19 protein-coding genes are annotated in these 25281 nt (G+C 46.0%); 15 read left to right on the forward strand and 4 right to left on the reverse strand.

The window, feature by feature from the left end:
- The first annotated feature begins 1 nt into the window (after position 1).
- The 7 genes from thiE (at position 2) to RA178_RS11000 (ending at position 7529) form a co-directional block, all read left to right on the forward strand.
- Positions 2-1951 carry a thiamine phosphate synthase gene (gene thiE, locus RA178_RS10970; RefSeq protein WP_306685409.1) on the forward strand — a complete coding sequence of 650 codons (1950 nt, stop codon included), beginning with the start codon at positions 2-4 and terminating at the stop codon, positions 1949-1951.
- Positions 1944-2846 (forward strand): HesA/MoeB/ThiF family protein, encoded by a 903-nt coding sequence (locus tag RA178_RS10975; RefSeq protein WP_306685348.1) that lies wholly within the window; start codon positions 1944-1946, stop codon positions 2844-2846. Before thiE ends, RA178_RS10975 begins: the two co-directional genes overlap by 8 nt.
- A gap of 1 nt (position 2847) precedes the next feature.
- The gene (gene thiS / locus RA178_RS10980) at positions 2848-3051 is read left to right on the forward strand and encodes a sulfur carrier protein ThiS (RefSeq protein WP_306685349.1); all 204 of its coding nucleotides are present in this window, start codon (positions 2848-2850) and stop codon (positions 3049-3051) included.
- Position 3052: 1 nt separating this feature from the next.
- On the forward strand, positions 3053-3817 hold the full coding sequence (locus RA178_RS10985; protein WP_306685350.1) for a thiazole synthase: 765 nt from the start codon (positions 3053-3055) through the stop codon (positions 3815-3817).
- On the forward strand, positions 3814-4929 hold the full coding sequence (gene thiH / locus RA178_RS10990) for a 2-iminoacetate synthase ThiH (RefSeq protein ID WP_306685351.1): 1116 nt from the start codon (positions 3814-3816) through the stop codon (positions 4927-4929). Before RA178_RS10985 ends, thiH begins: the two co-directional genes overlap by 4 nt.
- Before the next feature lie 102 nt (positions 4930-5031).
- On the forward strand, positions 5032-5295 hold the full coding sequence (locus RA178_RS10995; RefSeq protein WP_113940374.1) for a chemotaxis protein: 264 nt from the start codon (positions 5032-5034) through the stop codon (positions 5293-5295).
- Between the two features lie 5 nt (positions 5296-5300).
- Complete coding sequence (locus RA178_RS11000; RefSeq protein WP_306685352.1) at positions 5301-7529, forward strand: putative metalloprotease CJM1_0395 family protein; 2229 nt, start codon at positions 5301-5303, stop codon at positions 7527-7529.
- A 154-nt stretch (positions 7530-7683) separates the two neighbouring features.
- On the opposite strand, the gene RA178_RS11005 is transcribed toward RA178_RS11000, so the two are convergent.
- The 4 genes from RA178_RS11005 to cmoA form a co-directional block, all read right to left on the reverse strand.
- Entirely contained in the window at positions 7684-8592 is a 909-nt protein-coding gene (locus tag RA178_RS11005) for a LysR family transcriptional regulator (protein ID WP_113940376.1), read from the reverse strand.
- A gap of 203 nt (positions 8593-8795) precedes the next feature.
- The gene (locus RA178_RS11010) at positions 8796-10655 is read right to left on the reverse strand and encodes a M3 family metallopeptidase (RefSeq protein ID WP_306685353.1); all 1860 of its coding nucleotides are present in this window, start codon (positions 10653-10655) and stop codon (positions 8796-8798) included.
- Between the two features lie 295 nt (positions 10656-10950).
- Positions 10951-11943: a tRNA 5-methoxyuridine(34)/uridine 5-oxyacetic acid(34) synthase CmoB gene (gene cmoB, locus RA178_RS11015; RefSeq protein ID WP_263178358.1), complete on the reverse strand. Its 993-nt coding sequence runs from the start codon at positions 11941-11943 to the stop codon at positions 10951-10953.
- The gene (gene cmoA / locus RA178_RS11020; RefSeq protein WP_263167323.1) at positions 11940-12671 is read right to left on the reverse strand and encodes a carboxy-S-adenosyl-L-methionine synthase CmoA; all 732 of its coding nucleotides are present in this window, start codon (positions 12669-12671) and stop codon (positions 11940-11942) included. The genes cmoB and cmoA overlap by 4 nt, the downstream gene beginning before the upstream one ends.
- A 150-nt stretch (positions 12672-12821) precedes the next feature.
- Here cmoA and RA178_RS11025 point away from each other — a divergent pair, with 150 nt between their 5' ends.
- The 8 genes from RA178_RS11025 to ssoR all read left to right on the forward strand — a co-directional run bounded on the left by RA178_RS11025 (position 12822) and on the right by ssoR (position 25115).
- Positions 12822-15632: a diguanylate cyclase domain-containing protein gene (locus RA178_RS11025; protein ID WP_306685354.1), complete on the forward strand. Its 2811-nt coding sequence runs from the start codon at positions 12822-12824 to the stop codon at positions 15630-15632.
- A gap of 184 nt (positions 15633-15816) precedes the next feature.
- Positions 15817-17595, forward strand: a complete 1779-nt coding sequence (gene aspS, locus RA178_RS11030) for an aspartate--tRNA ligase (protein WP_306685355.1) — start codon at positions 15817-15819, stop codon at positions 17593-17595.
- A 313-nt stretch (positions 17596-17908) separates the two neighbouring features.
- Positions 17909-18655, forward strand: coding sequence for a YebC/PmpR family DNA-binding transcriptional regulator (locus RA178_RS11035; RefSeq protein WP_306685356.1), 747 nt, complete (start codon positions 17909-17911; stop codon positions 18653-18655).
- Positions 18656-18758: 103 nt separating this feature from the next.
- A complete protein-coding gene (gene ruvC, locus RA178_RS11040; protein ID WP_006081743.1) occupies positions 18759-19280 on the forward strand; it encodes a crossover junction endodeoxyribonuclease RuvC in 522 nt (173 codons plus the stop codon).
- Positions 19277-19894: a Holliday junction branch migration protein RuvA gene (gene ruvA / locus RA178_RS11045; protein ID WP_028759853.1), complete on the forward strand. Its 618-nt coding sequence runs from the start codon at positions 19277-19279 to the stop codon at positions 19892-19894. The genes ruvC and ruvA overlap by 4 nt, the downstream gene beginning before the upstream one ends.
- Positions 19895-19941: 47 nt before the next feature.
- Positions 19942-20946, forward strand: a complete 1005-nt coding sequence (ruvB, locus tag RA178_RS11050) for a Holliday junction branch migration DNA helicase RuvB (RefSeq protein WP_113940381.1) — start codon at positions 19942-19944, stop codon at positions 20944-20946.
- A gap of 745 nt (positions 20947-21691) precedes the next feature.
- Positions 21692-24211 (forward strand): TonB-dependent receptor plug domain-containing protein, encoded by a 2520-nt coding sequence (locus tag RA178_RS11055; protein ID WP_306685357.1) that lies wholly within the window; start codon positions 21692-21694, stop codon positions 24209-24211.
- A gap of 223 nt (positions 24212-24434) precedes the next feature.
- Positions 24435-25115 (forward strand): response regulator transcription factor SsoR, encoded by a 681-nt coding sequence (ssoR, locus tag RA178_RS11060; RefSeq protein WP_028759856.1) that lies wholly within the window; start codon positions 24435-24437, stop codon positions 25113-25115.
- Positions 25116-25281: the final 166 nt, after the last annotated feature.

The raw sequence follows: 25281 nt of genomic DNA on the forward strand, positions 1-25281 counted from the left end.
GATGCTGGGTATTCATGGGGGGAAATTGCCCATGAATACCGAGCGCCCCGCGTTTGTCTGGACTATAGCCGGTTCAGACAGCGGCGGCGGTGCCGGTATTCAGGCGGACTTGGCAACGATTCAGGATTTGGGCTGCCACGGTTGCAGCGTGATCACCACAGTGACGGCGCAAAGCTCAGTGGCGGTCACTTTAGTCGAGCCCGTATCAGCGGCGATGTTAATGGCTCAGTTGACCACTTTACTTTCAGACTTGCCACCCAAAGCGATCAAAATCGGCTTACTGGCAGATCAATCTCAAGTCGCATTGCTGGCAGATTGGATCGCGAGTTTTAAAATCCACTATCCATCAGTGCCTGTAATTGTCGATCCTGTGATGGTCGCCAGTTGTGGTGATGCATTAGCAGTAGATAACAGTCAGGATATAAAAAGTACGGCTAAATCAGCCTTAGATTTTAGGCCTTTCAAAGGTTTAATCGAACTTATCACGCCCAATGTGCTTGAACTTGGGCGGTTAACTAACAGTGATGTTTCGACCAAATCGCAGTTCGTTGCTGCAGCACAGGCTTTATCCCAGAGTTTAGATTGCAGTGTGCTCGCCAAAGGGGGCGATGTGAGCTTTGGCAGCACTGACATTCTTGCTGATACTCATGCTAAAACTCACGATAACACTCATGCTCAAACTCAGGCTAATGTTCATGTTAGCACTCTCGATAGCAACGGCTGGGATTTTGAGCTTGCCGAGGATTATCTGGTTTGCCATCAAGTACGCGCTAGCTCTGAGCTGCATCAAAATGGGCGTTTCTGGTTGGCAAGCCCGCGGGTTAATACACGTCATAACCATGGCAGCGGCTGTACTTTGTCATCGGCCATTGCCGCCGTGTTAGCGCAGGGTTTTGTATTGCAAGATGCGGTGGTTGTTGCAAAAGCCTATGTGAGTCAAGGCTTAAGCGCGGCGATTGGTTTAGGGCAAGGTCCAGGGCCGTTGGCCCGTACGGGGTGGCCCAATGACTTGTCCCGCTATGCCAAGATAAATCTGTGTGATGGCAATTTTATTAGTTATCACCTCAACCAACATTTTGATGTTGGTAATGATTTAGTTGCAACAGTTTTTTCCGCAACAGATCAGGCAACCGCTCAGGTAAGAATAACTTCGACGCCAGCTCAATACATCTCATCCCACGGTTTTAAAGTGCTCGATGCCGATCTTGGTGTTTATCCCGTGGTGAGTGACTTAACCATGCTGGAGAGTTTGTTAGCTGCGGGCGTTAAAACCGTACAGTTACGGATAAAAACCGATTCAAGCGAGTCAACCGCTGCAGTGTTAGCCGAATCTGATTCAGGTAAGTCTGCGCTAGGTAGATGTGAGTCAGGCAAATCTAAGTCAGGCGAACCTGAGTTAATTGGCTCTGAATTAGAGGCAAAAATTCAAACGGCTATTGCCTTAGGCAAGCATTTTAATGCGCAGCTTTTTATCAATGATCACTGGCAGTTAGCGATAAAATACCATGCCTTTGGGGTACATTTAGGCCAAGAAGATCTCGCCGTTACCGACTTAGCGGCCATTCAAGCCGCGGGACTCGCGTTAGGTCTATCCAGCCACAGTTATTTCGAGTTGCTATTGGCGCATCAATACTCGCCATCCTACATAGCGCTTGGGCATATATTCCCAACCACGACGAAGCAAATGCCTTCTGCGCCCCAAGGGCTCGCAAAACTTAAGCACTATGTGGCGTTACTCCAAGACCATTATCCCTTGGTCGCCATTGGCGGCATCGACTTAGATAATCTGGCAAAGGTGAAAGCTACTGGGGTAGGCAATATTGCTGTGGTGCGCGCAATAACGAAAGCTAAGGATCCGTTAGCAGCGTTCGCAGAGCTGAGCCAAGCTTGGGAGCAATGTAGCTTGTCTGAAGAACTGGCTGTAAAGCATGAGGTTGCTAAGCATGAGTAAAAACCAACCGCTTTCTCACGCAGACGTTCTTTGCGACGGTACACAAAGCGCTCATACACTCAGTGATGCTGATTTCATCCGCTATTCTCGGCAAGTCTTATTGCCAGAAGTCGGTGAGGCAGGGCAATTACAACTGGCCGACGCCAGCGTTGTTATTGTAGGGCTTGGCGGTTTAGGGCAATTGGCGGCGCAATATCTGGCCTGTGCAGGTATTAGTCGCTTGACCTTAATCGACATGGATAAGGTTGAAGTTTCGAATCTACCAAGACAATTGCTATTCACCGATGCCGACATTGGACTCAATAAGGCGCGAGTTGCCAAGCAAAAGCTTAAAGGCTTAGCGCCGCAGTGCACTGTTACTGCCCATGAAACAGCATTTAGTGATGAGACATCAGCTCATCACTTCGCTGAGGTTTTACAATTAAAACAACAGGGTAAAAGAGTGCTCGTGCTTGACTGCACAGATAACTTTGCGACTCGCCAATCCATTAATCGCTGCTGTATCGAAGCTGCTTTGCCTTTAGTTAGTGCGTCAATCGCAGCATTTAGCGGTCAATTATTTGCAGTCAATCAAATGCAGCTCCCCTCTGGCGGTTGCTATCACTGTATTTTCCCCGCACAGACAAGAGTGTCGCAGAGCTGCAGTACCCAAGGTGTACTCGGCCCCAGCGTGGGCGTGATGGCGTCAATGCAATCTTTGGTGGCCATGCAACTCTTGCTGAGTGTGAATAGCGGTGGTGATGCACCGAAAAATGCCTTGTTGGGGCGTTTTTGGCGCTTTGACGCTAAATCACTTGTGTGGACCGCTGCGGTATTAACGCGGGATCCCCATTGTGACGTGTGTTGTCCCAAAGGGGCTTATCTATCATCAAATAAAGATAGTCTTGAGATTTGATATGATTTTAATTCACATAAACAATATCCCGCAGTCGTTATCTGAACCGACGTCACTCGCGGCTGTGATCCTCGCACAAAATATTGCACTCGATTCGGTTGCTATCGTGTTGAATGCTGAGGTGATTCCGCGTAATCGCTGGCAATCTATTCTCTGCCAACATGAAGATAAATTAGAACTTTTCTCAGCTGTAGCGGGAGGCTAGTATGTTAAAGATTGCCGATGTGGAGTTTGAGTCGCGGTTATTTACAGGAACGGGAAAGTTCAGTAATAGCCAAGTGATGATCGAGGCGATAATGGCTTCAAAATCGCAGTTAGTGACAGTTGCGATGAAAAGAATTGATTTCAAAATGGGGCTTGATGATTTACTCACGCCGTTACGTCAAGCGGGTGTCCGGCTATTGCCTAACACTTCGGGGGCGAGAAACGCCAAGGAAGCGGTGTTTGCGGCTGAGCTTGCCCGTGAAATGCTGGGAACTCATTGGATTAAGCTCGAAATCCACCCCGATCCTAAGTACCTGATGCCCGATGCAATTGAAACCTTAGCAGCGGCTAAGATTCTCTGTGATAAAGGTTTTATCGTGATGCCCTATGTGCATGCCGATCCTGTGCTGTGCCGTCGTTTAGAAGAAGTGGGCTGCGCTGCGGTTATGCCACTGGCGAGTCCGATTGGCAGTAATCAAGGTTTAGTCACTGAAAGCTTTTTAAAAATCATCATAGAGCAGGCGCGGGTGCCAGTGGTGATCGATGCCGGCATTGGCGCGCCTTCACAGGCTGCGCGGGCAATGGAGCTGGGCGCAGATGCTGTGCTCGTCAACACTGCAATCGCCAGCAGCGCGTCGCCGATAGTGATGGCCGAGTGCTTTAAGGAGGCGGTGCAATGCGGTCGGCGAGCCTTTGAAGCTGGGCTTGGCCGAGTACAAACGGGCGCAGTACAGACCAGTCCTCTGACGGGATTTTTAAACCAATGAGTTTTGTAGCTGAATTTGCCAACATTCCACGGGATAAACTGTTACTCGATTTGTATTCTTGCACAGCCCAAGATATCGAACGGGCGTTAGTGAGCCCGGCAGGGGATTTACGCAGCTTACTGGCCTTGTTATCACCTGCGGCTGAACCTTATATCGAAACCATGGCACAACATTCAGCGGCGCTTACGCGGCAGAGATTTGGCGCGAATCTGGGCATGTATTTACCGCTATACGTCTCGAATCTGTGCGCTAATGAATGTGATTACTGTGGTTTTAGCATGAGTAACAAACTCAAACGCAAGACCTTGAATGAGCAGGAGTTGATGGCCGAGATGGTCATTATCAAAAATAGGGGGTTCGATTCTATTTTACTGGTGTCGGGTGAGCATGAAACTAAGGTCGGTATCGATTACTTCAAACAAATTTTACCATTGGTAAAGCAGCAATTTAGCCATGTGGCGATGGAGGTCCAGCCCATGAGTGAGGATCATTATCGCCAGTTAGTCGTGCTAGGTTTAGATGCTGTGATGATTTATCAGGAGACCTATCAGCCCGAGACTTATGCTCGTCACCATTCCCGAGGTAAAAAAATGGATTTTGCCTATCGCTTAGCAACACCGGATAGAGTTGCGGTGGCGGGGGTCGATAAAATTGGTCTTGGGGTGTTACTGGGGCTGGATGATTGGCGTTTAGATGCGTTAATGATGGGATATCATCTTGACTATTTAGAGCGTCGCTATTGGCGCACTCGCTTTAGTATTTCGCTGCCAAGGTTAAGGCCTTGTACTGGCGGGATCACCCCAAAAGTTATGCTATCGGATTTAGGTTTAGTACAAATGATTTGTGCATTTAGACTTTTTAATCATCAGCTTGATATCAGCATGTCGACAAGGGAAAGCCCTGAGCTGAGGGATAATCTTTTACCACTTGGAATTACTCACATCAGTGCGGGTAGTTCGACACAACCGGGCGGCTATCAAGCACCCGACAGTCAACTCGATCAATTTGAGATAAGCGATGATCGCAGCGTCGAGCAAGTCATCGAACAGATGCAACGGCAGGGTTTTAATCCCGTATTTAAGGATTGGGAAGCCAATTGGATCACAGGATAAATAAGACCGTAAATAAATGGTGAGAATGCGGATAAAACCTGTACTTTTGCAGGTGATTGGTCAATAATTGACCCATTAATCACAGCGTGCAGGAATACCGTTATGCAAATCCAATCTGCTTATTCATCCGGTCTGCAAGGCTTGCAAAGTGCGCAATCTGGGCTCACTCAAGCAACAATAGATGTGGCTAAACCTACACCGACACAAAGTGCATCTCCGGCAGAGCCTGCCAGAGATGTTGCTCAGCCCGATAAAACCTCGGCATTATTGGCGGCAAATGAGTCATTAAGACAAGGTGAAGCCTCTACAGAGGTGATTGAAACTGATTCTGAAACGATAGGTTCGATCATTAATATTAAGGTGTAAATATCATGTCGGTTGTGGCGCTATCACCTAAGGTTGGAGCGCCATCCTCTTCATTTTCGGCACATGATAAGATGCTCAGCTCGAATCTAAACCAGACTCAAAGCCAGAGCCTAATCCAGAGTCAAGCTAATAGCACTTATCAAGGAGCCCGCGCTCACACTGCAGGCTCCGCAAAAATTGAAGCGAGTGGTGTCCATGAACTACAGGTTACTGGAACTTCATTTGCTCCAGTTCAAGCCACGCCTATTACTTCATTAGCTGCTAACGTTTCCCAATCTCTCCACTCATCACCGAATGTGTCTTTTGCTGCTTCTAGTGCTGTTTCATCAACTACTGCATCTGTACTTCCTGTACTGAATGGTGCAAGCCAAGCACCCAAGATCGATCCTTTTTCCGTACCAACGCCAAGGAGCAATCCTCAGGTAAATACGTTAAATGATCGAGCTAGCTTACATGCCGATGCGAGTTTTAGTTTGTTAACAGGACCAAGATCCATTTCTGGTGTACGCGGGGGACAGATTGCGACACCTATTTCTACTCAGGTATTTTCGCCAGTCGCGAGTACGAGTAACAGCGGACTTGGGGTAAATTCCTTGGCTACAATAAGTCCAAATCACAGCGTAACGAGCAATATTCCCGTTGATATTTTTACGCCTCTGAGTCCATCAATTGGCACGAGTGGTACTGATATTCCTGCTTTCAATCCATCTAGCACGGGTGATGTTTCTCCAATAATGCCTGATTTAGCTGCAGTGTTTGGACCACAAACTGTCTTTACTGGAACTGCGTTAGTTGATCCCACTACGTCCGATTCTTCAATCAACAGTTCTGTAAATAAGAGTGCTGTAAATAAGAGTGTAGCAACGAGTGCAGGGCCTGTTGGTCAGTCAAACTCTGCGCAAGCCGTAGATCAATCCGCTAGCAATGATGTTGCTCAACCGACTGTGTTAGAGCAATTTACTCAAGTTTTCGGTGAAGCTCAGGCTCAAGCTGGTCCTGTAGATGCTCCTGCGACAGCGTCTAACCCAGATGATAGTCAACAAGTCTTAGCTGCTGTCTTTGCCCCAAATGATAATCAGCTTGAAAAGCAAGTACAGGAAGAAGAATCGCGGAAACAGCAAATAGCAGCAGCGGAAGAGGCAAAGCAGCAATCACTGGTTCAGCAGGCTCAGGAACAAGAGATACAAGCCCAAGAAAAAGTACAGGCTCAACAGCAACAGCAAGTCGATGAACTTAAAACTCGAGATTCAGAGGTTAAAGCCCATGAGCATGCCCACGCAACCGTCGGAGGACAATACGCTCAGAGCCCGAGTTTTAAGTATGAAAAGGGTGCTGATGGCCAACGTTACGCCACCGATGGCGAAGTGCAGATTGATGTCTCTCCAGTGGGAGGCGACCCGCTTGCAACGATAAACAAAATGAAGCAAGTTTATGCCGCAGCAATGGCTCCTGTTGACCCGTCATCAGCGGATATCCGTGTTGCCGCGGAAGCCTTGCAAAAAATGAATGAAGCTAAGGTGATGCTGGCAGAGGAGCGACAAAAACAAATTGTTGACTTGCAAACGGCTCAAACATTAATAGACGCGGATGCTCAAATCAAAGAGTTGCCACCGTTAGAAAAACATACACCTGTAGTGACGGGAGACGTTGATGAGTCAGGTAATATTGCTCAGCCCCAAGAGGCTGTATTCACCCCCGCCTCTACTGCGCTTGATAAGCTAAAACAAGCGATCGAGGCGCAAACGGCCAATACGAGAGTTATTGATACGGGTTCGAAAACCTCTTCTGATATCAGTGACTCAATCACTACATCGATCACAGTGGAAACGATTGAGCCACCGACCGCAACTTTAGCATTTGGAGAAGCTTCAACTTCAGCGGATTTAGCGACGGGTTTTATCTCAAGATCCGATAGTGCTGTAAGCCGTTATTATGCCGCAGTTGCACAAGCCAGTGCAGGACCTTCAGCTCGTGTCGATATGACGTCGCAAGCCAATATTCTGCCTTCTTATCTGGCATCTTCAAATGAGCTGCCTAGCAATTTGCAATCTACGGATGTTTTGTCCGCAAATGATGTAAATGAGCCGTCTTCAAATATCAGTGCTAGCGCGAATACGAATGTGTCTTTGCAGAGCGAGTTATATGTGGAAGATGACCTCTTGCAGGAGACGGGATTTATTCAGCCGCAATATTTGGGTTATCAACAAGCACGCTATATCGACTTTAGTGTGTAAGATTAGGTTTTAAGCTTTAACTATTTCCATTATTCGCTTTTCATTATCTTTTTCGAAACAACTTCTCAGCGCCACTAAGAACTAAGCATTTAATCAGCAGTTGGCATTTATCGTTTTGCTCACTCGAATTGATAACTCGTTTGGTATCTTGCTGTTAATGACTATTCGTCGTTTCAATTCCATGCTGTTTTAAAATCAAGGAAGCAAGCAGTTTTGATGCAGGCCCTTGTTGATCCCTATTAGGGATAACTAAACTCAACATGATGCGACGTTTTTGGCTACCTTCAAGATGTAAACGTACTAGATTACCCGAAGCCAATTCTTCTTGGACTAAGAAAGAGGGGATCCAACAGAAACCAATACCTTGATTTAAAATGACTTTAGCTTCGTGAAAGTTAGAAACTGTCCAGCGCTGCTCAGCTTTGAGCCAGCCTATGTCGATATTGGATTGCACGCCGGTATCTTTGATCACTAACTGTAGATATTGTGCCAATAGTTTATCGTCTTCAATTGTGCCTAAGTCAGCGAGTGGGTGATTTGGATGACAGACGAGGTAGAGTTCTTGTTCACATAAGGGTTCGGATAAATACCCTTTAGGCGGCACCCCTGCACAGATAGCAATATCGACTTTACTCTGCAGAATGAGCTCTTGAGTACCGGTGATCACTGAGTCCAGCATGATGATTCGAGTGCCACGACTGTGGGGCAGAAACGCATTGAGGGCACACACTAAGCTTTCCATCGGATAGATAATTTCACGGGCAATCGTGAGTGTCGGCTCCCACCCTTGTTCAAGATTACTCGCAAGTTGTTCTAACTCGTTGACGGCTTGGGTGACATGCCGTGAGCGGCGCAGCAGCACTTCGCCCTGCGGGGTGAGATAGGCTTTACGGCCTTTGACTTCGAGTAGCTCGATACCTAATTGATGCTGTAATTTGGCAACGGCATGGTTAAGTGACGATTGACTCTTGTTGAGTTTTTCGGCCGCTTGGGCATAGCCGCCAAAATCGACCACCGCTTGCAAAATACGCCATTGTTCTAAGGTAGATTTAGCTCGAGTCATTATAATCTCAAAAAACCGATAGATTGAGGCTTATAGTGGCCACTTCTTACGACTTTTTCAATTAAATATCATAGAGTCAGTCGTTTTCACGACATACAGCTAACTATGTCGCGCTAAGTTATTAAGGTGATAGAGAGGCGAATCATGACGATTAGCTGTGTTTGCGCCCGAGCGAGTCACAAACACATCCTAAGCATTAACACTTAAAACGCACAAGAACCTGTTGCGTCGAAAGCTTGGGTGTTGGAATTGTCAGCATGTTCTGAAGCGGTGCTATTTGAAATTCTTTGGATCAGCGCAGCACTATCAACGGGGGCGCCAATGACCGCTTTTAATTGGTCACTTAAGCTCAAAGCGTCTTCATTGATGACTAATACATTGAATAATTTTAGTTTGTCTTGGCAGTTGAATGTGGATTGAGCTACCAGCTGGGCTAGCGATGCTTGCCAGAGTGATTGGTAGTAGAGCGGTCCTTCGTTGGCGATAGCATTGAAGCTATAAGGATAATCCTGTGTTTGTGGCCAGTCTTGACCAAAGCTCGCATTAAACTCCGCACCGAGATCGGGGTAGACTTGTGCACTTGAGTTTTGGTAAAAGTTGACTGCAACCTTAGCGCGAAAGACTTTAAGCTGCTTCGAATAAGCTTTAGCCAGTGTTTCACGCTCCTGTAAATAGGTGTGCTCAAACTGCGGAAAGAGTTGATGGCGCAGTACTTCTGCTAACCAAAGACTCGCCACAAAATAGCTATCTTGACTCTGTCCCATGGCATTGTTGAGGTAGAAATGGCTCGCTTTAGCAAGAGAAGTGACAGCCTCTGCGATAGACTCGGTTAATTGCTCAATGTCTTTGTAGTTACTCAGCTGTGGCTTGAGATCTAAAGCTTGTTGTCCAAATTGCTGGCCAAGTACACTTTGACGCAATGTCTGCTGTTGACTACCTTGCTGTGAATTATGGTTGTAAGCCACATAGATTTCACCCAACAATCTTTGCTGGTGGTAGACCCTGACGATATGCGGCCGATTAGGAACGGTTGGTGTTTTCTCGGCGTTGGCGGTTGCTATGGTCTCAAACTGCAAACCAAACACTTGCAGATAAGTAAAGCTGCGACTCAAGACGTCAGAAGTTTGCCATGTCGGCCCCTTAGCTGATGCTTGTTGTGACAGGGTTCGCCCAATATCCCAGGGAGCCACTTGCAGATTTTGGGTTTGGCTATCGAGAAAGGCTTTGACTAATTCAGGGGACGATAACTGCTGCGAACTAAGCGCTAATGCGCTGTAATCGGTAAAGCCTGCAGTAGTGGCGGCTTGTTGGCGCTGCTCAGCAATACGCTCTAATGCCGTTTGGTTGGTTTCACTGGCTCTGGCTTGGTAGGCCTGCCATACATTTTGGCGACATACGGCGTTTTCTTGCGTCAGTAAGTAACTGACTATAGTGCCAGAAAAGTCGCTCTGCTTTGAACTGTCGGGCTTCGGCTCGTCACTTTTATCCTCTTTTGTATGCAGATGATGTTGCTGAGTCACTTCAGGTTGGCATTGGATGTCATTGAAGGCAAGACTAAATTGTTGACTGCCTAACCCTTGGCCTATACTGGCTTGCGCTGTATGTAATTTCGCTTTCTCCTCGGCGCTCCAATGTTGTTGTAGCAATTGTTTAAGCTGTTGGCTCAGCAGTATTTGTTCTGCATTGCCTTGGGCTAAGGCGTAGGCGAGTTGGCTCAATTCAGTTTGGCTGAGAAGTTGCGACAGGGTGTCGGCGAGGTGTAGCTGGCATTGCAGTAGACCCTCGCGTTCCTCACTTGGTAAGTTAAACCCACGGTAATAGTTGAGCCTGTCGTTGATATTATTAAGCCCTAACATCTGTTGCTCAAAAATAAGCGCGCGCTGGGCCAAGGTTAATTCAGACGCAGTTAAACGAGCATTGGCGAACACAGTCGCGAGATCAATACTTGGCAAACGCAGGCATTGTTCAACTAAGAGGGGAACAGGGCTTGGCGCCGCATAGGCGGCATTCGTAACATAAAGGCTCAAGCCAAACAGGCTAACCAGTAAAGTGGGTTTTAACATGGGTTATGTGTTCTGCATCTGTGATGGAATGAGTTAACTTTGACTTAGTATCCAATTGAGTTAGCTTCAAGTCATTGTTATGCATGAAACCCTGTTCTGTTCTGGATGTCAACGATAAGGGTGGGAGTCGCCAATGTATTGCTATTCAAGGAAGGAGTTACACTGAGCTGCTGAACACTTACATATTCCTGATGAACTAGAGGAATGGTGATCTTTCGGCTTTTGATATCAGCCATTACTAACTCAAACCTTGAGGACGCAATGACTGATATTCGCTTACTTCAGACTGAAAAGGTTAGTTTAAATCCTGATTAGGTTGATTTTTTACTGCGATAATCGTGGCGCGTTTGGGCGCAGGATAACCTTCAACCGTTTTGGTGATGTCGTTAGGATCTAGGTATTCAACCAGTGATTCGTTGGGCATCCAGTCGGTACGGCGTTGCTCGGCAAGGGCTGTGACATCGGTATCGACACAACGGATATCAGTGAAATCACACTTCTTTAACCAGAGCATGAGCGCGGCAACAGATGGAATGAACCATACATTATTCATTTTGCCATATCTATCTTGAGGCACGAGTACGGCATTTTCGTCGCCATCTATCACCAAGGTTTCTAGCACGAGCTCACCACCGGTGCGCAATTGATCACGCAGCTGTAACAAGTGATCGATAGGCGAACGTCTGTGATATAAAACGCCCATGGAGAAAACCGTGTCAAATGCATCGAGCGGTGGCAGCTCTTCAATGCCAAGAGGCAACAAGTGCACAGGATGATGTGTGCCCGCTAAACGTTTGACGGCTTCAAACTGACATAAAAACAACGGCGAAGGGTCGATACCGACGACACGTTTAGCACCTGAGCCCAACATGCGCCACATGTGATAACCACTGCCACAACCGACATCGAGCACAGTGCGGTTTTTCAGCGGCGAAATATGTTGCTTAACGCGGTCCCACTTCCAGTCACTGCGCCATTCGGTATCGATATGGATACCATGAATGTGGAAGGGGCCTTTACGCCATGGCATAAACAGACGCAGTAGGTTTTCAAGCTTCTCTTTTTCACCAGGGCTGAGTTGCTCGCCGCTACCGACGGTCACGCTATCGATAAAATCTATTTGATCTGGTGCAGGATAGTGCAGCTTGTTGAGCACTTTTTCCCACTTTGGCAGGTTGCCGTGTTTATGATCTCGTTGCCACTTGCCTAAAATACTCGGCAGGGTTTCGAGCCAGTGCTGTAGATTCGAATCGGCGATTTGTTGGTAAAATGAGCTAAAGCTGATCACTTGATGGCCACCATAGAAGCAAAGTTAAAGCATTGGAACCAGAGACTAAAATGACTAAAGCCTTGGCTGGTGAGTCGTTGTTGATGCGTGGTTAAGGTGTCGGGCTTCATGACATTTTCCAGCGCACTGCGTTTTTGGCTGATCTCAAGTTCGCTGTAACCATTAGCGCGTTTAAAGTCCAAATGTTGCTCTTCCAATAAGGTTTGGATAGGAGCATCTTCGAAGCGAATTTTTTCTGACAGCACTAAAATCCCGCCGGGATTAAGACCCTGATAAATCTTGGCTATCAGGGTTTCTCTGTCTTCTGGTGGTAAAAATTGCAAGGTAAAATTGAGTACCACTAGTGAGGCATTTTTAATATCGATATCGCGAATATCACCGCAAACCAGATCGACATCTGTATCGCTGACATAGGCATTCAGGTTCTCTTGGCAGCGTGCGACCATAGATTCACTGTTATCTACAGCAATAATGCGACATTGGCGGCCTTGGATTTGGCGACGAATACTTAAGGTCGCGGCACCGAGTGAGCAACCCAAATCGTAAATTTGAGTATTTGGCATGACGAAACGATCTGCAAAATCGCCTATGGTATTGATAATTTGCGTATATCCAGGCACTGAGCGGCGGATCATGTCACTGAATACGCCTGCTACACGGTTATCAAACTGGAAATCGCTAATATGCTCGCTCGCTTGAGCGTAGATAGTGTCTTGAGAAACGTTCATCTGAGATTTTTCATGGGAATTCAACTGCGCATTTTAACGAATCAGAGCGATTAGCAGCAAGTCTCATGCTAGTAATTTGCGATAAATTTTTGTCTAATACTTAATAGATAACAAAATCGTTACATGTACATCAAGTACTAAGGGCTCAACTTGAAGTTTGTGATCCACTTAATTGTGATCTTGTGCAGCTGTTTTTTGAGTATAACGGGGCAGGCAAGTCCGTTGTCCTCTGAGCCATTAATCATCGTTATGGGTGAGGATAGCTTTCCCTATCAATATGTCGACAACGATGGCGAGCCGACTGGATTACTGGTTGATTTATGGAAAGAGTGGGCTAAACAAAGCCATACCCAAGTGGTTTTTGTGGCGCGCCACTGGCATGAGTCCCTTGATCAACTGCGGCAAGGTAAAGCGCAAGTGCATATCGGCATGGGGAAAATCCCAGAGCGAGAGCAAGAATTTGATTTTGCGGTGCCCATTGCGGATGTGGGCACTTTTTTGTATTTGCATAAATCCTTGCAGGGCAAAAAATCCATCAAAGAACTGATCCCCTTTCAAATTGGTGTGGTAGCGGCTTCATCCCATGAAGCGGAATTACACCGTATCGAACCGCAGCTTGTGTTTAAACGCTACGAAAGTCGTGAGAAATTATTGGTAGGGGTCGCCGCGGGCGAGATCGTAGTCTTTGCGGGGTTAGAAGGCTATTTGAAAGATCCCGACTCATCCCAAGAGATTGCCGCAAACTTTCCCAATACTGCCCGCCTTCAAATTAAGGCGATGCAGTTTGTACCCGCAGTTCAAAAGGGCAATCTTGCATTAGTCGATAAAATCAATAAAGGTTTCACTGCGCTCGATGCGCACTTTATTCAGCAAACGGAGCGACGTTGGCTTGGCTATCAACGTCAACAAGCTGGGATTGTTATTTCGATGCAACTGGGCGCCGAGCCTTTTGTGGACTTAGGGGTCGATGGTTTACCCCATGGTTTGTATGTGGACATGTGGCAGCTTTGGTCTGAGAAAACGGGTATTGCCGTTGATTTTATTTCTGGTGATATGAACTCCAGCGTGGACGATGTTCGTCGTGGTCTCGCCGATGCCCATATAGGTTATCCTGAAAGTGATGATGTTAAAACGGGCCTTACTCAGGCTTGGCATTTATATACGGTGAAGAGTCGACTCTTTCTCTATCAGCAACAGTTAACCGATTTAGACAGCTTAAAAGGTAAACGTATTGGTGTGGTGCCTACAGCGCCTTATTTGGTGGATTTGCGTAAAGCATTACCCCAAGTGTCACTGCGTTATTACGACAGTATGGATGCCATGGTGGAGGGGGCGAGGTCTGGAGAAGTTGTCGGTTTTATCGCCGCGGGTGCATGGACATCCCATTATTTACTGCTCAATAAAGGCTGGTCTGACTTTAGCCAGTATCCTGATCTCGAATTTAGCACCAATATTTATGTGCTGACCCGTAGCGATGATGCTGGCCTTACACAGAGGATAGCCAATGGGTTTAACAGTATTAGCAATCAAGAATTTGCTGAGGTTGAACATAAATGGATGCTCAATCCTAAAGATCATGTTTTTATCCAAGCTGAGCGCCATGTCAGCCTAAGCCCAGCAGAACAGGCCTATGTGGAAAGTGTAGGCGAACTCAAAGTCGGTTATTTAAAGCAATGGCCACCGATGGAGTTTATGGATGAGCAGGGTGAGTTTGCGGGGATCAATAGTGATATCGTCAAATTGCTCAAGGAACAACTCAAACTTAAGCTCACGCCCGTTGCCTTTGATGATTGGCATTCGTTAATCGAGGCGTTGCAAAAGGGCGAGGTGAGTTTAGCCGGCAGCGTCGCGCAAACGGCGGAGCGCCAGCAGCGTTTAGCGTTTAGTGAAGCCTATTGGCCATCGCCGTGGGCCTTAGTGTCGCAACTGGAACAAGTCTCGGTTTTTAATATTGCTCAGCTCGCAGGTCAAAGGGTGGCTGTGGTTGAGGGATATCATTTGGTGGCGCAATTGATGAGTCTGGAGCCTTCGCTCAAGTTAGTCATAGTGCCAAATACGCAGGCCGGATTAGCGGCCGTGACGAATGGCAATGCGGATGTGTTTATCGATAAAGTGGTGACTTTAGCTTCTGAGCTTAAAACCAGCCACTATCCGACACTGAAAATGTCGCTGCTCAGTGATCTCGCCGATCAACACAGTCATATTGGTGTTTATCCTCAATTTGCGCCGCTGGTGCCGTTGATTAACAAAGCTTTGGCTTTGGTTGATGCTCAACATCAGCAAAAAATATATACGCGCTGGGTGTCATTTTCTGTGGCGACAGAGAGTGCTAAATATCTGCAATGGCTGCGTTATATCGTGTTTGGCGTGATAATCTTGTGCTTAGTGATGGTGGCGGTGTTATTAGTGAATCGTCGCTTAAATCGTGAGATCACCCAGCGATTGGTGGCAGAAAAACGTTTGCTGCATGTGGCTAATCATGATGCTTTAACTCAGTTGCCCAATCGTGCCTTACTTGATGACAGACTAACCCAAGCTTTGCTATCTCATCGCAGAGAACAGGCACATTTCGCTTTGTTATTCATCGATCTCGATGGTTTTAAACAAATCAATGACCAACACGGTCATCCCATTGGCGATGAATTATTGGTACTGGTCGCCCAAAAGTTAACCAAGGTTATCCGTGGATCAGATACCGTTGCGCGATTTGGCGGCGATGAGTTTGTTATCCTGCTAAATCGTGTGCAAGATCTCGATGCCGCTACCCAAGTTGCTGATAATATTCTACAGGCACTGACGAGCCCTTTGCTTATTCAAGGCGTCAGTGTCAGCATAGCGGTTAGTATTGGCGTGGTGATTTACCCCCGTGATGGTGACACAGCGATAGGTTTATTGAAAAAAGCCGATCAGCTGATGTACCAAGCAAAAAGTAGCGGCGGGCGCTGTTATCGCTCAGCTTGATGTTTTTTTGAACGCTCATGCTCAGATAGTGCGTTCGCCTCTAGTCAAGGGCGTAAAACTGTTTGATACTTCACCGCCTAAGTGTGAAGTACTTTGGTAATCGGTATTATTTTACTATAATGCCGCTTTTATCTCGTTTTGATTATTTCCAAAGCACCGGTTTCCGGATAAAGGATAGAGTTAGATGCGCAGTCATTATTGTGGAGACGTCAATAAGTCTCACGTTGGACAAGAAGTTACCTTGGTAGGTTGGGTTAATCGTAGCCGTGATTTGGGTGGCGTTGTCTTTTTAGATTTAAGAGACAGAGAAGGTCTCATCCAAGTGGTCTATGATCCAGACTTACCTGAGGTGTTCAATGTCGCTAGCACGCTGCGCGCCGAATTTTGCGTTCAGGTCAAAGGCTTAGTTCGTGCCCGTCCTGATAGCCAAGTCAATGGTCAAATGAAGACGGGTGAGATTGAAGTCTTAGGTCAAGCCTTGACGATTATCAATGCTGCCGATCCACTGCCATTGAGCATGGATAACTACCAGAACAACAGCGAAGAGCAACGTCTTAAGTATCGTTACTTAGATTTACGTCGCCCAGAAATGGCGCAGCGATTAATTTTCCGCGCTAAAGTGACCAGTTCTGTGCGTCGTTTCCTCGACTCAAACGGTTTCTTAGACATAGAAACACCGATCCTGACCAAGGCAACCCCAGAAGGTGCCCGCGATTATTTAGTACCAAGCCGTACTTATAAAGGTCAGTTCTTTGCCTTGCCACAATCACCACAGCTGTTTAAACAGTTGCTGATGATGTCAGGTTTTGATCGTTACTATCAAATCGTAAAATGCTTTCGTGATGAAGACTTACGTGCCGACCGTCAGCCAGAATTCACCCAAATCGATATCGAAACGTCTTTCATGAGCTCTGAGCAAGTGATGGCGAAAACCGAAGAGATGATGCGTGGTCTGTTCCTTGAAATGCTGAACGTCGATCTTGGCGAGTTCCCGCGCATGACTTACAACGAAGCGATGCGTCGTTTTGGTTCAGATAAGCCAGATTTACGTAACCCATTAGAGCTGGTGGACATTGCCGATTTACTCAAAGAAGTCGAATTTGCGGTATTCTCTGGTCCTGCGAACGATGAAGAAGGCCGTGTTGCTGCACTGCGTATTCCGGGCGGCGCTGCGCTGTCTCGTAAGCAAATAGATGATTACACTAAATTTGTTGGCATCTATGGCGCTAAAGGCTTAGCGTGGATGAAGATTAATGACCTAAGCCTTGGCTTAGAAGGCATTCAATCACCTGTGCTAAAATTCTTAAATGAAAGCATAGTCAATGAAATCGTGAGCCGCACTGGCGCGCAAACTGGTGACATTATCCTGTTTGGTGCAGATCAGGCGACTGTGGTTGCCGAATCTATGGGCGCACTGCGTCTTAAAGCGGGCGAAGATTTCAGCTTATTACAAGGAGAATGGCGTCCACTGTGGGTAGTTGACTTCCCAATGTTTGAGAAAATCAACGGCAACTTCCACGCGGTTCACCATCCGTTCACCGCACCGCGCGGCGTAACGGCAGCTGAACTTGAAGCTAACCCAGCAAATCGCGTTTCTGATGCTTACGATATGGTATTAAACGGCTGCGAATTAGGCGGTGGTTCAGTGCGTATCCACAACCAAGAAATGCAGTCTGCGGTATTCCGTATTCTGGGTATTACTGACGATGAAGCTAAAGAGAAATTCGGCTTCCTGTTAGAAGCGCTGCGTTACGGCACACCGCCACATGCAGGTTTAGCGTTTGGTTTAGACCGCATCATCATGCTGATGACGGGCGCAAGCTCAATCCGCGATGTGATGGCGTTCCCGAAAACCACCACTGCAGCTTGTCCGTTAACTAACGCGCCTGGTTTTGCCAATCCGCAGCAGTTAGCTGAACTGGGTATTGCCGTGGTTGAGAAAGCCATTAAAGCGGAAGACTGATCTTTTGTAAGAGGGCTTTGTAAGGCGACTTTTGTAAATCGACCTTATTCAAATCGACATTATGTAAATCGTTTTAGTGTAACTCGTTTTTGTGTAAGTCGATTTGGGTTAACCCTTATCAGTTATTTTTAGTCGTACCGAAAACCGAGGCATGAGCCTCGGTTTGTTTTAGTGAACCGTCATTCCACCGCTTATCAATATCTGTTAGTTCAATCCTTTAAGTAAATAGCCGTTATTTAGTCTCATTCCACCTTCGGCTCTTGATAAGCTTTGCGATGGCACCTAGATGATACCTAAGTAGAGGAGACTTCCCATGGCAGGTCACAGTAAATGGGCCAACATTAAGCACCGTAAAGCGGCTCAAGATGCTAAACGCGGTAAACTCTTTACTAAATTCATTCGCGAGTTAACCGTTGCAGCCCGTGAAGGTGGCTCAGATCCCGACTCCAATCCACGATTACGTGTCGCCATCGATAAAGCCCTTGGTGGCAATATGACCCGAGACACGGTTGAGCGTGCGATTAAACGCGGCGCCGGTGAATTAGAAGGCCAGCAACTCGAAACCATTCTCTATGAAGGTTATGGCCCAGGCGGCACCGCTGTGATGGTTGAAACCATGACGGACAATCGTAATCGTACTGTGAGTGGTGTACGTAATGCGTTTAGTAAATCGGGCGGTAACTTAGGCACGGATGGGTCGGTTTCTTATCTGTTCACTAAGCGTGGGGTGTTATCCTATGCGCCGGGAACTGATGAAGATGCATTGATGGAAGCGGCGCTTGAAGCGGGCGCGGAAGATATTGTCAGCTATGATGATGGTGCTGTGGATGTTTTTACTGATCCCGTTGATTTCTATATGGTGAAAGAGGCGCTCGATAACGCCCATTTTGTGGCGGATAATGCCGAAATCGCGATGATAGCCTCGACGAAAGCTGAGCTTGATCTAGAAACCGCCGAAAAATTTATGCGCCTTATCGACACCCTTGAAGATCACGATGATGTGCAAGAGGTGTATCATAATGCGGAAATCTCCGATGATGTGATGGCAAGCCTAGGCTAGATTGACTGTGAGCTGAATTGGGGCGTCAATTGATGCCCATTTCAGCTCGCAAACGCTAACGTAGGAACAGGGACGCAAATGTAGATCCCATATAAGGTATTGAATGGCAATTATTTTAGGTGTTGACCCAGGTTCACGGATCACAGGCTACGGCGTGATCCAATGTCAGGGACGGCATCAGATTTACCTCGGCAGTGGTTGTATTCGCACTTCGTCTGAAGAGCTGCCTGGCAGGCTCAAGCAAATATTTGATGGGATCACTGAGATTATTCGTCAGTATCAACCGGACGAATTTGCGATTGAGCGCGTATTTATGGCAAAAAATGCCGATTCTGCGCTCAAGTTAGGCCAAGCACGCGGCGCGGCCATTGTTGCTGCCACAGTCGCCAATTTACCTGTGGCTGAATACAGTGCGACTCAAATTAAGAGCGCTGTCGTGGGTACGGGGCGAGCGCAGAAAGCCCAAGTACAACACATGATCCAACAACTACTTAAATTACCCGCAGCCCCACAAGCTGACGCCGCAGATGCACTCGGTGTTGCTGTGTGTCATTATCACACCAGCCAGAGTTTAATTGCATTGAGTGGCCGGGCAACGGCAAGAACATACGGACGGTACAGATGATAGGTCGTTTACGGGGCGTGCTCGTTGAGAAACAAGCACCAGAAATTTTGATCGATGTTAACGGTGTTGGTTACGAGTTGCAGATGCCGCTTACTAGCTTTTATGAGCTGCCTGAAGTTAATCATGAAACTATGGTCTACACCCACTTTGTGGTACGTGAAGATGCACAGCTACTCTATGGTTTTATCACTAAGCAGGAAAGGGCGTTATTTCGCTTACTGATCAAGACCAATGGCGTCGGTCCTAAGCTTGCACTGACCATTTTATCAGGCATGACAGCCGCAGAATTTGTGGGCTGCGTTGAGCGCGATGACATAGTGACCTTAGTGAAATTACCTGGTGTTGGTAAGAAGACCGCCGAGCGGTTACTGGTAGAAATGCGCGATAAGCTCAAGAGCTTGATGGAAGCCTCAGCAGGCTCAGAGCGTGAGTTCGTGCTGCAATCCAATTACTCACCCGCGCCGACAGTCAATAGCGCCGAAGAAGATGCTATTTCAGCTTTAATTTCACTGGGTTATAAACCACCGCAGGCGAGCAAATCGGTTTCTGCAGCCTACAAAGAGGGCATGGATTCAGAAACTCTGATCAAAGCCGCCCTTAAATCGATGCTTTAATTGAACAATGATGATAATTAAGATGAAAGCTGCGATAAGGAATAATAATGATTGAGGCAGACAGACTCATCCAGCCGCAGATCCAAGCTCAAGATGAATCCATCGACAGGGCGATGCGCCCTAAAATGCTCGATGAATACACGGGTCAAGATGACACTCGGGCACAGCTTAAGGTGTTTATTCAAGCGGCAAAGAATCGTAATGAAGCCTTAGATCATATGTTGATTTACGGTCCGCCGGGATTGGGTAAAACCACCTTAGCCATGATTGTTGCGAACGAGATGGGGGTGAACATTAAATCCACCTCTGGGCCTGTGCTGGAAAAAGCGGGCGATCTCGCCGCACTTTTGACCAATCTCGAATCCGGTGATGTGTTATTCATCGATGAAATCCACCGATTAAGCCCTGTGGTGGAGGAGATTTTGTATCCAGCGATGGAAGATTATCAGCTGGATATCATGATAGGTGAAGGGCCAGCGGCACGTTCTATCAAGCTTGATTTACCACCGTTTACTCTAGTGGGCGCGACAACACGGGCAGGGGCTTTGACTTCACCACTTCGGGCGCGTTTTGGGATCCCGCTACGGCTTGAATTCTATAACATCAAAGATTTAAGCACCATAGTCACGCGTTCGGCGAAGGTGATGGAACTGGATATTGATGCTGAAGGTGCATTTGAAATCGCACGCCGTTCACGTGGTACACCGCGGATAGCTAACCGACTGCTTCGCCGCGTGCGGGATTACGCGCAGGTGAAGCATGATGGCGCTGTCACTAAGTTTGTTGCCGATCATGCACTAGACTTGCTGGATGTCGATAATGAAGGTTTCGATTACATGGACCGCAAGTTACTACTCGCCATTATCGATAAGTTTATGGGTGGCCCAGTTGGACTCGATAACTTAGCAGCAGCCATAGGTGAAGAACGCGAAACCATTGAAGATGTGCTAGAGCCATTTTTGATCCAGCAAGGCTTTATCCAACGCACGCCCCGCGGCCGTATTGCAACCGCACGGGCATATCAACATTTTGAGTTGATCAAACCCGAGTAATCATCATTTTGATGATACAGACTATAAGAGGCGACCTAAGTGGTCGCTTTTTTTATAAAGAAAATTTGTCCTTGAATGTGGTCCGTATGAGATGTAAGTCATTTATTTAAGAATAAGAAATAGGGAGTGTTTAGAGGGATTGGAAGCTAATACTTATATTTAAAATTAATATGCAAGATCAGTAACAAATAGTCATTTCAAAGACGTGTAGAATTATTTGTACCTTAATTGTTAAACCATAGTTTTAGACGTTGTTAAAATGCATAATTAGCACAATTGATACATAGTGTATCTCTGTTTTAATGCAATTTATCTATGTTTATCGGTATTTTAGCGCTTTGGCTATCTGTGGATATTGCTAGATATGCAGATTTAACAATAGTTAATCAATACACTGTTCTTCTAGATAGCTTTGATAAGGATTAAAATTTGTGATCTGCATCACATTTTTTAATGTGCGAAATGTTTCATTTATGTTTTTTATTAACAGGCTTAAAGCTTGCCTAATCCACATATTGTGGTGATTAACTCTGCGTAAGTGTGGTTAATAAGGGTATTAAAAAATAACCGTCAAATTAATTAACCAAATAAATCGCAATAATTAACAATATGTTTTTATTGGTTAAAATTTTGAGCATTGACGGAGTTAAAGTGAATCCTCAGTATCAGGTGCAACACTAGTACAGCAATAACTGTACAAGCTGTAAGCATAAAAATAATAGTAAGATCTAGGGAGCATTCATACATGATCAAAAAAACGAAAGTTGCGTCAGCTATTAACTTAGCTATCGTTGCATCTATCACTACTGGTGCATTTGTTACGTCAAGCGCATTTGCTGCTGAAGAAAAAGCAAAAGTTGAACGTATTGAAGTGACAGGTTCACGCATTCAACGCCAAGATATGGAAACAGCATCTCCTGTGACCGTTATTGATGCTGCTGCGATTAAAGCGGAAGGTTTTACTTCTGTTGACCAAATGCTGCAAGTACAGACTTCGATGGCGGGTGCGGCAGTGGGTTCAACCACAAACAACGGTGCTGACGGTGTTGCCCAAGTTGACTTACGTGGTATGGGTTCACAACGTACGCTTGTGTTATTGAATGGTCGCCGCATGGTTAACTCAGGTTCAGGCGCCGATAGTGCAGTGGATCTTAACTCGATTCCAGTCGCTATGATTGCGCGTGTTGAAATTCTGAAAGACGGCGCATCAGCGGTTTACGGTTCTGATGCCATTGCTGGTGTAGTGAACATTATCACGAAGAAAGATTTTGAAGGTTTCCAGTTCGATTTTAACGGCAGTGGTACAGACAAAGGCGATGGCGAAAGTGGTGATGTCAGTGCACTATACGGTTTTAACACCGATGGTGGTAATTACACCTTTGGTGCCGCTTTTTCTGACCGACGTGGTGTGATCCAATCTGATCGTGATTGGACTAAACCTGGTGCGAGTGGAATTATACCAACGGGTTCACTAGATGGTATGGTTCAAGATGCTAATGGTAATTGGGTAGCACAAACAGAGACTTATGATTTCACCCAAGATAGCTACTATCAAACACCAAGTGAACGTCGCAGTTTATTTGCTAACATGACTCAAGAGCTGGGTAATGATGTTGTGTTAACTGCAGATGCTATTTATACCAACCGTCGTTCTCATCAGCAAATGGCAGCTCAACCTGCACAGCTATATCTTGATGTCTGTGGTCAACCAGATGCAGATCCATTAAAGTGTTTAACACTTGATAGTGATATGATTGCTGCAGGTATTAAGCCTGATGATCATGGGCAAGTTTTCTATGCTAGACGTATGAATGATGTAGGTCCTCGTATTTATACTCAGGATACTGATACTTGGCGTTTATCAGGTGGTCTAGCGGGTACTTTAGACGTTCATACAGGTATGAACTGGGATGTTACTTATACATTTGGTAAGAACAAAGCAGAAACCGCAGTAGAGAACTCTATCAATGCTAGCGATATGCGTAACGCTATTTATGCTAATCCTGATGCTTGGTTGAGTGGTGCACCACTTACACAAGCGATGAAAGATGCTGTTGGTTATACAGAGGCTGCAAATGGCGGTAATGAACAACAGACATTATCTGCGGGCTTGAATGGTGAGTTGTTTGATTTAAAAGCGGGTGCCGTTGGTTTTGCGATTGGTGCTGAATACCGCCGTGAGAGTGGTTTCTATAATCCCGATCCAATTGTTGTCGCAGGTGAAAGTACTGCAGCACAGCAAGACCCAACCGATGGTAACTACAACGTTATTTCGATTTTTCAAGAAGTAAGTGTGCCTTTCACCGAGAAATTAACGGGTGAATTCGCGCTGCGTTTAGACGATTACTCAACATTCGGTAAAGCGACCACTTGGAAAATTGGTTTAACATACACTGCAACAGATGACTTAATGGTTCGGGGTGTTGCGGCTACAGGCTTCCGTGCTCCAAGTGTTGCTGAATTATATGGTGGTAATTCGGGATCGTTTGATTACCTTACAAATCCTTGGTTGTCAGATGATGAACAGCCAGGACAAATTTTGGTAAACCGTACTTCTGATCCAGATTTGAAGCCTGAAGAGTCAGAGTCTTATACTGCTGGTTTAGTGTATTCGCCAAGCTATCTTGATGGTATGTCTCTGACATTAGACTACTGGCGCTTCAAAGTGGATAACGCGATCGCCCGTTTAGATACTCAGGCTGGCTTAGATGATTGTAAAGATGGCATTACGTCAGCTTGTGAAACGTTTAATATTACCCCAGAAGGTGACTTGCGTAATCTAACGAATGCGTTAACCAACGTAGGTTATCAAGATACTAGCGGTATTGATTTTAACTTAGCCTATAACTTTGAAGGCTTAGGTTTGGATTGGAAAATCAGCAATGACACGACATATTTATTGAACTTTGAGCAGGATAATAAAGATTACACTGATACTATCGACGGTAACTTCGGTGCTTATGCTAAGGTTCGTAATAACTTCAGTCTCTCAGCTGGTCAAGATGATTGGAGTGTTATGTACTTCAACCGTTATATTGGTGAGATGACAGACTTGGCGAAAGGCTATGATGTTGACTCAGTGCTATACCACAATATTTCTGGAACATATCACATCACTGATATGACAACTGTTAGTTTAGGTGTGAAAAACTTCACTGATGAAAAACCATCACGTGTTTCTAACGGTAGCGATGGTGGTACAGTTCCACAAGTATATGACACAATCGGCCGCGTGATTTACGGTGGTGTAACGGTTAAATTCTAAGCTAAGTTCAGACTCTTAGTTTCTAAAAAGCGCCTTAGGGCGCTTTTTTATTGGGAGTTTACGAGATGAATTTAGAGTCGCTAATCATCCGTTGATTGGTTGTTAATATCGTATTTTGTTCACAGTTTTCAACATCACACTTCTTAACTAATGTAATAGCGCTAGAGTCGTCTCGATTCGCATGGTAATATAAATGATATAGATTCTCGTTTGGGCTTTAAGGATGAGTAAAATACTCTTGGTCGATGATGATCCATTGTTTAGCGTGTGGTTAGCTGATGCCTTATGTACGCAAGGGCATGAGGTTAAGTGTGCGGTTAATGGCATTGAGGGTCTGGCATGCATTGAAAGTTTTGCTCCAGACATCATAGTGCTTGATTTAGTGATGCCACAGATGAATGGATTTGAGTTGCTAAAAGCGCGTGAATGTTCAACGCCAGTATTGATGATTTCAGCACGTGATAATGAAGATGATCGCATCACTGGTTATGAATTGGGAGCAGATGATTTTCTGAGTAAGCCGTTTAGCATAAAAGAGATTTTTGTCCGCTTACGAGCCTTAGAGCGGCGTCTCTGTGCTGGTCACTCTCACTCGCCGCAAATGGCGACTGTGGCGGCTAAAGTGATTAACTTCGATGAAATGAGTTATAGGATCACTATTGGCACCCGCTATGTCGATTTGACCCAAACCGAGTTTAAATTATTTAAATATCTTTTTGAAAGAAAAGGCCAAGTCATCACTAAGCAAGAGTTGCAGCGCTCAGTGCTACAGAAAGATTTGGGCCGATTTGACCGTAATCTGGACATGCACATTAGTAACACTCGCCGCAAGCTAGCTAACATCAGTTTGCCGCGTAACTTGATTAATACAGTACGAGGCCAAGGTTATAGTTTTATGGTCTAATATCTTCATGAATTTATAGCGAAAGGCTCATTTCTTGTGGATTTTAGGCGTGTTAACTGGTTAATTAAAGGTCGATTGCAAGTGTCTTGACTGAATTTAATGGCTTTCGTTTTCCCCTTGGGATGTTTTGGTTTATTCTATCGGCCATATAATAAAATGTGTCGTG

This window comes from Shewanella oncorhynchi (genome assembly GCF_030848765.1).
GTDB lineage: Bacteria > Pseudomonadota > Gammaproteobacteria > Enterobacterales > Shewanellaceae > Shewanella > Shewanella oncorhynchi.

Bases quoted from the DNA above. Each gene is read 5' to 3' on its own strand.
- RA178_RS10995 (WP_113940374.1), top strand. From the start codon at position 5,032: ATGCAAATCCAATCTGCTTATTCATCCGGTCTGCAAGGCTTGCAAAGT.
- thiH (WP_306685351.1), top strand. From the start codon at position 3,814: ATGAGTTTTGTAGCTGAATTTGCCAACATTCCACGGGATAAACTGTTA.
- RA178_RS10985 (WP_306685350.1), top strand. From the start codon at position 3,053: ATGTTAAAGATTGCCGATGTGGAGTTTGAGTCGCGGTTATTTACAGGA.
- RA178_RS11035 (WP_306685356.1), top strand. From the start codon at position 17,909: ATGGCAGGTCACAGTAAATGGGCCAACATTAAGCACCGTAAAGCGGCT.
- RA178_RS10975 (WP_306685348.1), top strand. From the start codon at position 1,944: ATGAGTAAAAACCAACCGCTTTCTCACGCAGACGTTCTTTGCGACGGT.
- thiS (WP_306685349.1), top strand. From the start codon at position 2,848: ATGATTTTAATTCACATAAACAATATCCCGCAGTCGTTATCTGAACCG.
- RA178_RS11005 (WP_113940376.1), bottom strand. From the start codon at position 8,592: ATGACTCGAGCTAAATCTACCTTAGAACAATGGCGTATTTTGCAAGCG.
- ruvC (WP_006081743.1), top strand. From the start codon at position 18,759: ATGGCAATTATTTTAGGTGTTGACCCAGGTTCACGGATCACAGGCTAC.
- aspS (WP_306685355.1), top strand. From the start codon at position 15,817: ATGCGCAGTCATTATTGTGGAGACGTCAATAAGTCTCACGTTGGACAA.
- RA178_RS11000 (WP_306685352.1), top strand. From the start codon at position 5,301: ATGTCGGTTGTGGCGCTATCACCTAAGGTTGGAGCGCCATCCTCTTCA.
- RA178_RS11055 (WP_306685357.1), top strand. From the start codon at position 21,692: ATGATCAAAAAAACGAAAGTTGCGTCAGCTATTAACTTAGCTATCGTT.
- cmoA (WP_263167323.1), bottom strand. From the start codon at position 12,671: ATGAACGTTTCTCAAGACACTATCTACGCTCAAGCGAGCGAGCATATT.
- thiE (WP_306685409.1), top strand. From the start codon at position 2: ATGCTGGGTATTCATGGGGGGAAATTGCCCATGAATACCGAGCGCCCC.
- ruvB (WP_113940381.1), top strand. From the start codon at position 19,942: ATGATTGAGGCAGACAGACTCATCCAGCCGCAGATCCAAGCTCAAGAT.
- ssoR (WP_028759856.1), top strand. From the start codon at position 24,435: ATGAGTAAAATACTCTTGGTCGATGATGATCCATTGTTTAGCGTGTGG.
- ruvA (WP_028759853.1), top strand. From the start codon at position 19,277: ATGATAGGTCGTTTACGGGGCGTGCTCGTTGAGAAACAAGCACCAGAA.
- RA178_RS11010 (WP_306685353.1), bottom strand. From the start codon at position 10,655: ATGTTAAAACCCACTTTACTGGTTAGCCTGTTTGGCTTGAGCCTTTAT.